Here is a 12,490-nt window from a genome sequence, read left to right on the forward strand (position 1 = left end):
ACCATCTCGAACGACGACGCGCTCACCCTCGCAGCGCCCGGAGCTACCGGGCGGCGGGGGTTTCTTCATGTCCAGCCCATGTCCGGCATCTGATCGACACGATCTCCAGCGAGGCAGACCCAGATGACCACCGTCCCCGCCAAGTCCGGCTCGTCCGGCCCGAAGCCGGGCCCGCCGCCCGGCCGGTCCGCCGTTCCGGCCGGCACCACGACGTCCCGTAGCCACACCTCTGCGCTCGCCGACACCGCCGTCCCCGGTCCGCGGATCGTGGACGAGCCCATGACGGGCGCCCAGTCCCTGGTGCGTTCGCTCGAGGAGATCGGCTGCGAGGTCGTCTTCGGGCTGCCCGGCGGGACGATCCTGCCCGCCTACGACCCGCTCCTGGACTCGACGAAGGTGCGTCACATCCTCGTCCGCCACGAGCAGGGCGCCGGACACGCTGCGACCGGTTACGCGCAGGCCACCGGCAAGGTCGGGGTCTGCATGGCGACGTCCGGACCGGGGGCCACGAACCTGGTCACCCCGATCGCGGACGCCCACATGGACTCGGTGCCGCTGGTGGCCATCACGGGTCAGCAGACCCGGCCGCTGATCGGCACCGACGCCTTCCAGGAGGCCGACATCACCGGCATCACCATGCCGGTGACCAAGCACAACATGCTGGTGACCGACGCGACGGAGATCCCGCGCGCGATCGCCGAGGCCTTCCACCTGGCGTCCACCGGCCGGCCCGGTCCGGTCCTGGTGGACATCCCGAAGGACGTGCTGCAGGAGCAGACCACGTTCTCCTGGCCCCCGGAGCTGCAGCTGCCCGGCTACCGGCCGACGACCCGGCCGCACGGCAAGCAGATCCGCGAGGCCGCCCGGCTCATCCGCGAGTCGGCCAAGCCGGTGCTCTACGTCGGCGGCGGCGTCCTCAAGGCCGAGGCCGCCGAGGAGCTGCGGGAGCTGGCCGAGCTGACCGGGGCGCCCGTCGTCACCACCCTGATGGCGCGCGGTGTGTTCCCCGACAGCCACCCGCTGCACCTGGGCATGCCCGGGATGCACGGCACCGTCGCCGCGGTCGCGGCGATGCAGCGCGCCGACCTGCTGGTCGCCCTCGGCTCCCGGTTCGACGACCGGGTCACCGGCAAGCTGGAGAGCTTCGCCCCCGAGGCGAAGATCATCCACGCCGACATCGACCCGGCCGAGATCTCCAAGAACCGGCGTGCCGACGTGCCGATCGTCGGGGACTGCAAGGAGGTCCTGGCCGACCTGGTCGAGGCCGTCCGTGCCGACCGCGCCGAGCACGGCGAGCCGGACCTGTCCTCCTGGTGGAAGCAGGTCGGCGGGCTGCGCGACCGCTACCCGCTCGGCTACGACGAGCCGAGCGACGGTGCGCTGTCCCCGCAGTACGTGATCGAGCGGATCGGCGCGATCGCCGGGCCCGACGCGATCTACGCCGCGGGGGTCGGCCAGCACCAGATGTGGGCCGCCCAGTTCGTCAAGTACGAGAAGCCGCGGACCTGGCTGAACTCGGGTGGGCTCGGGACCATGGGCTACGCGGTCCCGGCCGCGATGGGTGCCAAGGTCGGCGAGCCGGACACCGTCGTCTGGTGCATCGACGGCGACGGCTGCTTCCAGATGACCAACCAGGAGCTCGCCACCTGCGCGATCGAGGGCATCCCGATCAAGGTCGCCGTCATCAACAACGGCAACCTCGGCATGGTCCGCCAGTGGCAGAACCTGTTCTACGGCGAGCGGTACTCCAACACCGACCTCAACACCCACAAGCTGCGCATCCCGGACTTCCCGATGCTCGCGCAGGCGATGGGCTGCGAGGGGCTGCGGGTCGAGTCCAAGTCCGACGTCGACCGGGTCATCCACCAGGCCATGGAGATCAACGACCGGCCGGTCGTCGTGGAGTTCGTCGTCGGCGCCGACGCCCAGGTGTGGCCGATGGTCGCCGCGGGGATGAGCAACGACGAGATCAACGTCCGGCGCGACATCCGGCCGGAGTTCGAGCACGACGAGCTGGCCGCCTCGGTCGACGCGGTCGCGGACGTCACCGAGCAGGCCCTGGAGGGCGAGAAGTGAGCGAGCTCCACACCCTCTCGGTCCTGGTCGAGGACAAGCCGGGCGTGCTGGCCCGGGTCTCCGGGCTGTTCTCCCGCCGCGGGTTCAACATCAACTCCCTCGCCGTGGGCCCGACCGAGCACCCCGACGTCTCCCGGATGACGATCGTCGTCGAGGTGGACGAGCTCCCGATGGAGCAGGTCACCAAGCAGCTCAACAAGCTGGTGCACGTCATCAAGATCGTCGAGCTGGAGCCGGACGCCTCGGTGCAGCGCGAGCTGCTGCTGGTCAAGGTCCGGGCCGACGCCACGGTGCGCAGCCAGGTCGTCGAGACCGTGCAGCTGTTCCGCGCCAAGGTGGTCGACGTCTCGCCGGAGGCACTGACCGTCGAGGCCACCGGTTCGGCCGACAAGCTCACCGCGCTCCTGCGCATGCTGGAGCCCTACGGGATCCGCGAGATGGTGAAGTCCGGGATGGTGGCCGTCGGCCGCGGCCCCCGGTCCATCACCGCCGCGGCCGTCCGTTAGACAGACCGCGTAGCCGACGGCTACACACCCCCTGAGAGGAACCGTCCCAGAGCCATGAGTGTCAACATCTACTACGACGCCGACGCCGACCTGTCGATCATCCAGGGCCGCAAGGTCGCCGTGATCGGCTACGGCTCCCAGGGGCACGCGCACTCGCTGTCGCTGCGTGACTCCGGGGTCGAGGTGAAGATCGGTCTGCCCGAGGGCTCCAAGTCCCGGCAGAAGGCCGCCGACGAGGGCCTCGAGGTCGGCACGCCGGCCGAGGTCTCCGCCTGGGCGGACGTGATCATGGTCCTGGCGCCCGACACCAAGCAGCGCTTCATCTACGCCCAGGACATCGAGCCGAACCTGAAGGACGGCGACGCGCTGTTCTTCGGGCACGGCTTCAACATCCGCTACGAGCTGATCAAGCCCCCGGCGAACGTCGACGTCGCCATGGTCGCCCCGAAGGGTCCGGGCCACCTGGTCCGCCGCCAGTTCGTCGACGGCAAGGGCGTCCCCGCCCTGATCGCCGTCGAGCAGGACGCCTCGGGCAACGCCAAGGCGCTCGCGCTCTCCTACGCGGCCGGGATCGGCGGTGCCCGCGCGGGCGTCATCGAGACCACCTTCAAGGAGGAGACCGAGACCGACCTGTTCGGTGAGCAGGCCGTGCTCTGCGGCGGTGCCGCCGCGCTGGTCCAGACCGGTTTCGAGGTGCTGACCGAGGCCGGCTACGCCCCGGAGATCGCCTACTTCGAGTGCCTGCACGAGCTCAAGCTGATCGTCGACCTCATGTACGAGGGCGGCATCGCCAACGAGCGCTTCTCCATCTCCGACACCGCCGAGTACGGCGACCTCACCCGCGGCCCGCGCGTCATCATGCCCGCGGTCAAGGCCGAGATGCAGAAGATCCTGGGCGAGATCCAGGACGGCACCTTCGCCCGCGAGTGGGTGGCCGAGGACGAGGCCGGCCGCGGCAACTACACCAAGCTGCAGCAGCAGGGCGCCGAGCACCCGATCGAGCAGGTCGGCGAGAAGCTCCGCGGTCTGATGAGCTGGGTCGGCGAGAAGGCCAAGTGACCCTCGTATGACCCTCTGCCGGACGCGTCCGGCAGGATGAATCCGCCCGGGCCCCAGACGGCCCGCGGATGCCCGGGTCCGGACGCACCCATCCGGACCAGGCGACGCGAAACCCCCGTACCGGCGACACCGGGCGGGGGTTTCGCGCGTTCGGGGTGTGCCGCGCGACGACCCGTCCGTCCGTCTCGGTCCGCGACGGCCCGCGCGGTCCTAGGATGGTCGACGTTCGCGCACCGATCTCGGGGAGCACTCGCACACCGTGAGCACCGCAGCCACCGACCACCGTCCCGTCGTCCTGCTCGCGGAGACGCTCGCGCCCTCCGCCGTCGAGCTGCTCGGTGACGGCGTCGAGATCCGCCGCGTCGACGGCACCGACCGTCCGGCCCTGCTGGCGGCACTCGCCGACGCCGACGCGCTCCTGGTCCGGTCCGCCACCCGGGTCGACGCCGAGGCGCTGGCCGCGGCCGGCCGGCTCAAGGTCGTCGCGCGTGCCGGGGTCGGCCTGGACAACGTAGACGTCCCCGCCGCCACCGCCCGCGGGGTGATGGTCGTCAACGCCCCGACCTCCAACATCGTCTCCGCCGCCGAGCACGCCATCGCGCTGCTGCTCGCGACCGCGCGCCACATCCCGGCGGCGGACGCCGCGCTGCGGTCCGGCGAGTGGCGGCGCTCGTCCTACGGCGGGGTCGAACTGGGTGGCAAGACCGTCGGCATCGTCGGTCTCGGCAAGATCGGGCAGCTCGTCGCGCAGCGCCTCGCCGCGTTCGGCATGACGCTGGTCGCCTACGACCCCTACATCGCGCCGTCGCGCGCCGCCCAGCTCGGCATCGAGCTGCTGAGCCTCGACGACCTGCTCCGCACCGCGGACATGATCACGGTGCACCTGCCGAAGACCCCGGAGACGCTCGGGCTCATCGGCAAGGACCAGCTCGCGCTCACCAAGCCCGGGGTGCTCCTCGTCAACGCCGCCCGCGGTGGCCTGATCGACGAGGACGCCCTGGCCGAGGCGGTCCGCTCCGGGCACGTCGGTGGCGCCGGGATCGACGTCTACGTCACCGAGCCGACCACGTCCAGCCCGCTGTTCGAGCTGGAGAACGTCGTCGTCACCCCGCACCTGGGTGCCTCCACCACCGAGGCGCAGGACCGGGCCGGGACCGACGTGGCCCGCTCGGTGCAGCTGGCGCTGGCCGGGGAGTTCGTGCCGGACGCGGTCAACGTGCAGATCCACGGCGCCGTCGGCGAGGAGGTCCGGCCCTGGCTGCCGCTGGTGCAGAAGCTGGGCACCACGCTGCACGCCGTCGCCGGGCGGACCCCGACCTCGGTCACCGTCGACGTCGCGGGCGAGCTGGCCAGCGAGGACGTCCAGGTCCTCGGGCTGGCCGCGCTGCGCGGGGTGTTCACCCCGTCGTCGAGGACCAGGTGACCTTCGTGAACGTGCCGCAGCTCGCCGAGGAGCGCGGGGTCGCCGTGGAGATCACCACCAGTCCGGAGAGCGCCAACCACCGCAGCGTGGTGCAGCTGCGCGGTGCCATGCCCGACGGCGAGAAGGTCACCGTGTCCGGCACCCTGACCGGCCGCGCCGAGGTCGAGAAGCTCGTCGAGATCAACGGACGGCACTTCGACCTGCGCGCCGAGGGCGAAGTCGTGCTGCTGGAGTACGCCGACCGCCCCGGCGTGATGGGCCGGGTCGGGTCGCTGCTGGGGGAGGCCGCGGTCAACATCGAGGCCGCCCAGATCTCGCAGACCACCGACGGCACCGACGCCATCATGCTGCTGCGGGTGGACCGCCAGATCGACCCGGCGGTGCTGGAGCCGATCGGCGCCTCGGTCGGCGCCCGGACTATCCGGCTGATCTCCTTCGACGACTGACGTCCCGGATCGCGGGAACGGACCTGTGCCGGCCGGGCCGGGCGTGGGATCGTGTCCGCTCGCCACGTCGAGAGGGAGTACTCCAGTGAGCTGGCTGCGGGCGCTGGTGCTGGCCGGTGCGGCGATCGGCGTCGCGTGCCTGGTGCTGCTCGGCGTCGGGTTCGTCACCGGGCTGTCGCTGACCGTGCCCTACGTCGTGTCGGTGATGGCGATCGTGACCGGGCCGCCGTCGGCGACGATGACGATCGGCCCCGGCATGCTCGTGGTCCTCGCCGCGCTCGTCGGGCTGATCGAGGCGCCGGGCCGGGTGCGGGCCCGCCGGTCGCTGCCGCGCGCCGGGCACTGAGCCCGGGGCGGCCGGCCGCCGGGGCGGGTCAGCCGCGCGGGGTCCAGCCCAGTGCCGGTCCGAGCGCGCCGGCGATGTCGGTGACGATCTGGACGTAGTCGTCGTGCGGGAAGCCGAACGGCAGCGCGAACACCGCCTCGTCGACCTCCCGGAACCCGGCGTCGGCCCACAGACGCTCGGCGATCTCGGCGGAGGTGCCGACCAGGTCGCGGGCGAACAGCAGCCCGGCCGGGCCCTGCGGGACGCCGACCCTGGCGTCGCGTTCCCGGGCGTAGGCGGCGTAGCGCTCGCGCTGGGCAGGCGTCGCGGAGTCGGTGGGGACGACGACCAGCCCCTGCGACACCCGTCCCGCCGGGTTCGCCGCGCGGTAGGCGCGGATCTGCCGGGACTGGATCGCGGCGAAGTCGCTCTCCCCGCCGCTGCGGACCACGTTGCTCGTGAGCAGGTTGAGCCCCTGCTCCGCGGCCCAGACGGCGGAGGAGTCGCTGCCCGCGCCGTACCACATGCGTCCGGCCAGACCGGGGGAGTGCGGCTGCACCCGCTCGGAGAACGACTCGATCCCGACCGTCCCGGAGAAGGTGCTCGCCCGCTCCCCACGGACCAGGCGCAGCAGCCTCGACACCCGCTCGCGGCCGAAGTCCTCGACGTCGGCAGTGTCCGGGTAGAGCGCGTCCCGCACGTGCTCCCACTGCATCGGCGGCCCGACCGAGACGCCCGGGTTGAGCCGGCCGCCGGAGAGCACGTCGACGGTCGCCAGGTCCTCGGCGAGACGCAGCGGGTTCTCCCAGCCCAGCGGGACCACGGCCGTCCCGAGCTCGATCCGTGAGGTCCGCTGGGTCGCCGCGGCGAGCACCGCGACCGGCGAGGAGATGCCGAACTGCAGGTGACGGTGCCGGACGAAGGCCGAGTCGAAGCCCAGACGCTCGCCCAGGGCGATCATCTCCAGGGTCGTCTCGTGTCCGGGGCGTGGGTCGTCGCCGTCGAAGGAGCCGATGGTGAGGAAGCCGAGGCGACGCAGCGGGCGGTCGGGCGTGGGCACGTCCGGGGCAACGACGCCGTCCTCACGCTTCTTCCCCATCACCCGGACAGGTGACCGACGCGGCCGTCGTCGCACCCCTCGACACGCGCCGGTGTCCCCGGAACGGCCGTGTGTCGCGGGTACTCCGACCGCGTGCGGCGCACACCTCACCCGGACGGGACCACCCCAGTGGGTGGCCGAACGATGACCCTGCGTCGGCAGGCGGTAGCGTGCGGCCAGCAGTACGACGAGAGGACGAGGTCATGCGCCTTGCGGTCATCCCCGGTGACGGCATCGGCCCGGAAGTGATCAACGAGGCACTCAAGGTCCTGGGCGAGGTCGCCCGCGACGTGGAGACGACCGAGTACGACCTCGGTGCCGCCCGCTGGCACTCCACGGGCGAGCTGCTCCCGGAGACGGTGCTGACCGAGATCAAGCAGCACGACGCGATCCTGCTGGGCGCGGTCGGCGACCCGTCGGTGCCCAGCGGCATCCTCGAGCGCGGCCTGCTCCTGCGCCTGCGCTTCGAGCTGGACCACCACGTGAACCTGCGCCCCGCGCGGCTCTACCCGGGGGTGCGCGGCCCGCTGGCCGGCAACCGGAGATCGACCTGGTGGTCGTGCGCGAGGGGACCGAGGGCCCGTACGTCGGTACCGGCGGCCTGCTCCGCAAGGACACCCCGCACGAGATCGCGACCGAGGTCAGCCAGAACACCGCGTTCGGCATCGACCCGGGTGGTGCGCGACGCGTTCGCCCGCGCCCAGCGGCGGCCGAAGAAGCACCTGACGCTGGTCCACAAGACCAACGTCCTCACCTTCGCCGGCGCACTGTGGTCGCGGATCGTCGAGGAGGTGTCGCTGGAGTACCCCGAGGTGTCGGTGGCCTACCAGCACGTCGACTCGACCACGATCCACCTGGTCACCGACCCGGGCCGGTACGACGTGATCGTCACCGACAACCTGTTCGGCGACATCCTCACCGACCTGGCGGCGGCGGTCACCGGCGGCATCGGCCTCGCGGCGAGCGGCAACATCGACGCCAGCCGCACCCCCCGGCGATGTTCGAGCCGGTGCACGGCTCGGCCCCGGACATCGCGGGCCAGGGCATCGCCGACCCGACGGCCGCCGTGCTGTCGGTCGCGCTGCTGCTCGACCACATGGGCGACCGCGACTCGGCCCGCCGCATCGAGGCCGCGGTCGCGTTCGACCTGGCCACCGGGACCACGCGGCGACCGGCAACACGTCGTCGATCGGGGACCGGCTCGCCGCGCTCGTGTCGAGCCGCGAGGTCGCCACCAACTGACGCGGTAACGGGTGGCCGCCGGGTCGCGGCGGCCACCCACCGGCTCAGACCTGGTTCGACGGCCCGGTCAGCAGGGTCACCCCGGCCCCGGCGAAGTTGTCGAGGTCGGCGACGGCGGCCTGGCCCTCGGGGCCGCCCATCCCGGCCTGGAACGCCGAGGCGTCCGGGAACTCCAGGACCGCCACGAGGTGGTACGGCGGCTGCGCGCCGTCCGGCCCCCGGGACCGGACGGGAGACGGTGACCCGGGCCACGCCGGGGATCTTCTTCGCCAGCGGGGCGTGCACCTCGTCGTAGTGCTTGTCGAACGCGGCGGCGTCCTCGGGGTGGTTGTACAGGGCGGTCAGCTGGAACACGGGTGTTCCCTCCTGAGGGGTCGTCGTGCGGCGCCTCGCTGCGCCGCGGCAACCCCCACCCTGGCCCATCCGGCGCCCGCGTGCACCACCCCTCCGGACGGGGTCGATACGCTGGACCGACCATGAGTACTCCAGCCCAGGTCCGGGTGCGGTTCTCCCCGTCGCCCACGGGTACCCCGCACGTCGGTCTCATCCGCACCGCCCTGTTCAACTGGGCCCACGCTCGTCACCACGGTGGGGCGCTGGTGTTCCGGATCGAGGACACCGACGCCTCCCGTGACTCCGACGAGTCCTACCGGTCCCTGCTCGACGCGCTGGAGTGGCTCGGCCTCGACTGGGACGAGGGCGTCGAGAAGGGCGGTCCGCACGGGCCGTACCGGCAGAGCGAGCGCGGCGAGGTCTACGCCGACGCCCTGCGCCGGCTGATCGACGGCGGGGAGGTCTACGAGTCCTTCTCCAGCGCCGAGGAGATCGAGGCCCGGCACCGCGCCGCGGGCCGCGACCCGAAGCTCGGCTACGACAACGCCGACCGCGACCTCACCGACGAGCAGCGCGCCGCCTTCCGTGCCGAGGGCCGGGCGCCGGTCTACCGGCTGCGCATGCCCGACCACGACATCACCTTCACCGACCTCGTCCGCGGCGAGATCACGTTCAAGGCCGGGCAGGTGCCCGACTTCGTGTTGGCCCGTGGTGACGGCACGCCGCTGTACCCGCTGACCAACCCGGTCGACGACGCGCTGATGGAGATCACGCACGTCCTGCGCGGGGAGGACCTGCTGGCGTCCACCCCGCGGCAGATCGCGCTGCTGGAGGCGCTGGCCCGGGTCGGCATCGGTCACGGCCCCTTCACCTATGCCCACCTCCCGCTGGTCACCGGTGAGGGCAGCCGCAAGCTGTCCAAGCGGGACCCGCAGTCGAACTGTTCCACTACCGCGACCGCGGGTTCGTACCGGAGGGGCTGCTCAACTACCTCGCGTTGCTCGGCTGGTCGATCGCCGAGGACCGCGACGTGTTCTCCCTCGACGAGATGGTCGCCGCCTTCGACGTGTCCCGGGTGTCGAGCAACGCCGCCCGCTTCGACCTGAAGAAGGCCGAGGCAATCAACGCCGCGCACCTGCGCCTGCTCACCCCCGACGACTTCGCCGAGCGGGTCGTGCCCTACCTCGCGGCCGAGGGGATCACCGACCCCGACCGCTCGGTGCTCGCCGCCGCCGCGCCGCTGGTGCAGGAGCGGAGCCAGGTCCTGTCCGACGCGGCCCGGATGCTGGCCTTCCTCTTCCGCGACGAGGAGGCCTTCACCCCCGACGACGACGCCGCGGCGAAGAACCTCGGGCTCCGACGCGGCCCCGGTGCTGGAGGCCGCGGTCGCCGGGCTCGCGGACCTGCCGGAGTGGGTCGGCCCCCGCGATCGAGGAGTCGCTCAAGACCTCGCTCGTGGACGGTCTGGAGCTCAAAGCCGCGGAAGGCGTTCGCCCCCGTCCGCGTCGCGATCAGCGGCCGCACGGTGTCCCCCCCGCTCTACGAGAGCATGGAGCTGCTGGGCCGCGAGCGGTCGCTCGCCCGCCTGGGGGCCGGTGTCCGACGCTCCCGGAGCATGGGTTAGAGTACTGACATCAACGGAGAGCGGGCCTCGCTCCGGAACGAGGCCCGCTTTTCGATGGGGTATGGTGTAATTGGCAGCACGACTGATTCTGGTTCAGTTAGTCTAGGTTCGAGTCCTGGTACCCAGCGGAAATCGCGACTTCTTCGGAATGACGATTTCTGACAATCGGCACGGTCTCGTCCAAGGTTCCGTCGTCTAGCGGCCTAGGACGCCGCCCTCTCAAGGCGGTAGCGCGGGTTCAAATCCCGTCGGGACTACCACGGACTCCATGCGCAGGGGTCCGCAATCGAGACCGAGCCGACTGTCCTGGTCCCGTCGTCTAGCGGCCTAGGACGCCGCCCTCTCAAGGCGGTAGCGCGGGTTCAAATCCCGTCGGGACTACTCCACGAAGGCCCGCTCTCCGGAGCGGGGCCTTCGTCGTGTCCGGGTCGGGCGCGTCGAGCAGCCCGGGAAGCCGGTCGGTCGGTCACGAGGGTGCTCCTTCCGGCCCGGCGAGCCGGGCCAGTGAACGGTCGGCGAGGGTGAGCAGGACGAACAGCGTCGAGGCGACGAGCATCACCGCGGCGAGGACGGGGAGGCCGTCGCCCGCCGTGCTGCCGCCGAAGGCGATCCCGCCCGCGGCCGAGGCGGCGATGGCGCCCAGGTAGAAGAAGGTGCGCATCAGCCCGGCCGAGGAGGCGACCCGCTCCGGGTCGGCCTGCCGGTAGACCGCGTTCTGCACGGCGAGGTTGTTCAGGCCCTGCGGCAGCCCGGCGAGCAGCGCGACCCACGACGATGACCCAGACAGGGCTGGCCGGCCCGAGGGGCGAACAGCAGGGCGGCGAGCAGCACCTGCGCCACCCCGCCGACGAGCAGCTTGCCCCGGATCGCGCGCCGCCTCCGGTCAGCGCGGTCACCCGATCCCGGTGACGAAGATCGGCAGCAGGACCAGCCCGGCCGTCGCGGGGGTGAGCCCGCGGCCCTGCTCCAGCCACTGGGTGAAGCCGTAGAGCACGCAGTAGGAGACGGTCGCGGTGAGCAGCGCCCGGACGAACGTCAGCAGCAGCGGCAGGTTCCCGCCGAGCACCCGCAGGTCCAGGAACGGCTCGGGGGTCCGCAGTTCGCGCACCACCAGCCCGCCCCGGCGGCGACGGCCACCAGTGCGGGGGCGACCGCGCCGGCGTCGGGGTGCAGCAGGGCGAGCAGCAGCGCGACGGTGGTGACCGCGAACAGCGCGATGCCCGGCGGGTCGACCCGGCGCAGCGCGGCCCGCACGCCCCGGTGGGCGACCCGGGTACGGGGGAGCCGCAGCGCACCGAGCACCAGGCACAGCAGGGCCAGCGGGATGTTCACCACGAACACCGCCCCGCCAGCCCGAGACCCCGAGGAGCAGACCTCCCAGGCTCGGCCCGACGACGGCGATCGTCGACGTCGCGATCGAGAGCACCGTCAGCACGCCCTCCGGGCTGTCGGTGCCGGTGCGGTCGGCCTCGCCGCGGATCAGTGCCATCGCCGCCGGGTAGCCCGCACACGTCCCGAGCCCGATGACGACCCGCGCCGCGACCAGCCACCAGATGTCCGGGGCGAGCGCTCCGAGGGCCCCGCCGACACCGACCAGCACGGCGCCGGCCAGGTAGAGCGGCCGCGGCCCGTACAGGTCGACCAGGCGTCCGGTGACGGGCTGGCCGACCGCGGTCGCGAGGTAGAGCCCGGACACCAGCCAGGCGGTCTCGGTCGCGGGGGCCCCGAGGGCGAGCCCGATCGGCACCAGCGCGACCGCGATCAGCGACGAGTTCACCGGGTTCAGCACGGCCCCGCCGATCATGGGGAGGAGCAGCCGGCGGTCGAACGTGGACGGCCCGGTACGGCGGCCCCGGCGCGGCGTCATCGCTCGGTCACCCGTTCCAGCAGCCGCATGGCCTCGTCGACGGTGCGCAGCTCGTCGGCGCTGAGCCGGTCGGCGAGCGCCCCGGCGAGCCAGTCCTCGCCGGCGGACCGGGCGTCGGCGGTGAACCGCCGGCCGAGGTCGGTGGCCGAGACGATCTGCCGGCGCCCGTCGGACGGATCCGGGCGGCGCTCGACCATGCCCCGCTCCTCTAGGGCGGCGATCGACATCGCGACCGACTGCGGGCGGACGCCCTCGGCGGCGGCGAGTGCGGCGGCGGTGCTGGGGCCACCGCGGTCGAGGCGGCCGAGCAGCGCGATCTGCGACGCCGTCAGCTGGTCGCGGTCGTAGTGCTCACGCATACGGCGGCGCAGCCGGCCGACGCCGATCCGGACCGCGCGGGCAGTGGAGGCGGCGGTCCCCGTAGGTGGTTGCGACATGCAACCCACGATAGGTCGACAGTCCGGATTCATCAGCCCAGACTGTCGATCTG

The 12,490-nt window shown here is 72.3% G+C and carries 10 protein-coding genes, 3 tRNA genes and 3 pseudogenes; 11 read left to right on the forward strand and 5 right to left on the reverse strand.

What is annotated here, in order from left to right:
- Nucleotides 1–279 precede the first annotated feature (279 nt).
- From KPL57_RS65180 to KPL57_RS65200, 5 genes and pseudogenes are all read left to right on the forward strand, one after another.
- A complete protein-coding gene (locus KPL57_RS65180; RefSeq protein WP_374111605.1) occupies nt 280–2,076 on the forward strand; it encodes an acetolactate synthase large subunit in 1,797 nt (598 codons plus the stop codon).
- Nucleotides 2,073–2,582 carry an acetolactate synthase small subunit gene (ilvN, locus tag KPL57_RS65185; RefSeq protein ID WP_060712994.1) on the forward strand — a complete coding sequence of 170 codons (510 nt, stop codon included), beginning with the start codon at nt 2,073–2,075 and terminating at the stop codon, nt 2,580–2,582. The genes KPL57_RS65180 and ilvN overlap by 4 nt, the downstream gene beginning before the upstream one ends.
- A gap of 54 nt (nt 2,583–2,636) precedes the next feature.
- On the forward strand, nt 2,637–3,641 hold the full coding sequence (gene ilvC / locus KPL57_RS65190; RefSeq protein ID WP_226359457.1) for a ketol-acid reductoisomerase: 1,005 nt from the start codon (nt 2,637–2,639) through the stop codon (nt 3,639–3,641).
- Nucleotides 3,642–3,900: 259 nt separating this feature from the next.
- Nucleotides 3,901–5,510 (forward strand): annotated as a pseudogene (gene serA, locus KPL57_RS65195) (phosphoglycerate dehydrogenase).
- An 85-nt stretch (nt 5,511–5,595) separates the two neighbouring features.
- The gene (locus KPL57_RS65200; protein ID WP_020627336.1) at nt 5,596–5,856 is read left to right on the forward strand and encodes a hypothetical protein; all 261 of its coding nucleotides are present in this window, start codon (nt 5,596–5,598) and stop codon (nt 5,854–5,856) included.
- A gap of 28 nt (nt 5,857–5,884) precedes the next feature.
- Here the strand turns inward: KPL57_RS65200 and KPL57_RS65205 are convergent, their stop codons facing one another.
- Nucleotides 5,885–6,934 carry an LLM class flavin-dependent oxidoreductase gene (locus tag KPL57_RS65205; protein WP_226359458.1) on the reverse strand — a complete coding sequence of 350 codons (1,050 nt, stop codon included), beginning with the start codon at nt 6,932–6,934 and terminating at the stop codon, nt 5,885–5,887.
- A 203-nt stretch (nt 6,935–7,137) separates the two neighbouring features.
- On the opposite strand from KPL57_RS65205, the pseudogene KPL57_RS65210 reads away from it, so the two are divergent.
- Nucleotides 7,138–8,176, forward strand: a pseudogene (locus tag KPL57_RS65210) (3-isopropylmalate dehydrogenase).
- 44 nt (nt 8,177–8,220) lie between these two features.
- On the opposite strand, the pseudogene KPL57_RS65215 reads toward KPL57_RS65210, so the two are convergent.
- Nucleotides 8,221–8,599: pseudogene (locus KPL57_RS65215) on the reverse strand (EthD family reductase).
- A gap of 53 nt (nt 8,600–8,652) precedes the next feature.
- Between KPL57_RS65215 and KPL57_RS65220 the strand changes: the two are divergent.
- From KPL57_RS65220 to KPL57_RS65235, 5 genes are all read left to right on the forward strand, one after another.
- The gene (locus tag KPL57_RS65220) at nt 8,653–9,615 is read left to right on the forward strand and encodes a glutamate--tRNA ligase (RefSeq protein ID WP_264200139.1); all 963 of its coding nucleotides are present in this window, start codon (nt 8,653–8,655) and stop codon (nt 9,613–9,615) included.
- The gene (locus tag KPL57_RS69145; RefSeq protein ID WP_264200140.1) at nt 9,507–10,133 is read left to right on the forward strand and encodes a hypothetical protein; all 627 of its coding nucleotides are present in this window, start codon (nt 9,507–9,509) and stop codon (nt 10,131–10,133) included. Before KPL57_RS65220 ends, KPL57_RS69145 begins: the two co-directional genes overlap by 109 nt.
- 55 nt (nt 10,134–10,188) lie before the next feature.
- Nucleotides 10,189–10,259, forward strand: a tRNA-Gln gene (locus KPL57_RS65225).
- 58 nt (nt 10,260–10,317) lie between these two features.
- Nucleotides 10,318–10,393: transfer RNA gene (locus KPL57_RS65230), tRNA-Glu, on the forward strand.
- 48 nt (nt 10,394–10,441) lie between these two features.
- A tRNA-Glu gene (locus tag KPL57_RS65235) sits at nt 10,442–10,514 on the forward strand.
- Between the two features lie 85 nt (nt 10,515–10,599).
- Here the strand turns inward: KPL57_RS65235 and KPL57_RS65240 are convergent.
- From KPL57_RS65240 to KPL57_RS65250, 3 genes are all read right to left on the reverse strand, one after another.
- Nucleotides 10,600–10,854 carry a hypothetical protein gene (locus KPL57_RS65240; protein ID WP_226359459.1) on the reverse strand — a complete coding sequence of 85 codons (255 nt, stop codon included), beginning with the start codon at nt 10,852–10,854 and terminating at the stop codon, nt 10,600–10,602.
- A gap of 171 nt (nt 10,855–11,025) precedes the next feature.
- On the reverse strand, nt 11,026–12,000 hold the full coding sequence (locus KPL57_RS65245; protein ID WP_226359460.1) for an MFS transporter: 975 nt from the start codon (nt 11,998–12,000) through the stop codon (nt 11,026–11,028).
- Nucleotides 11,997–12,437: a MarR family winged helix-turn-helix transcriptional regulator gene (locus KPL57_RS65250; protein ID WP_043279813.1), complete on the reverse strand. Its 441-nt coding sequence runs from the start codon at nt 12,435–12,437 to the stop codon at nt 11,997–11,999. The genes KPL57_RS65245 and KPL57_RS65250 overlap by 4 nt, the downstream gene beginning before the upstream one ends.
- Between the last annotated feature and the right edge of the window lie 53 nt (nt 12,438–12,490).

The organism is Pseudonocardia sp. ICBG601, assembly GCF_020496245.1.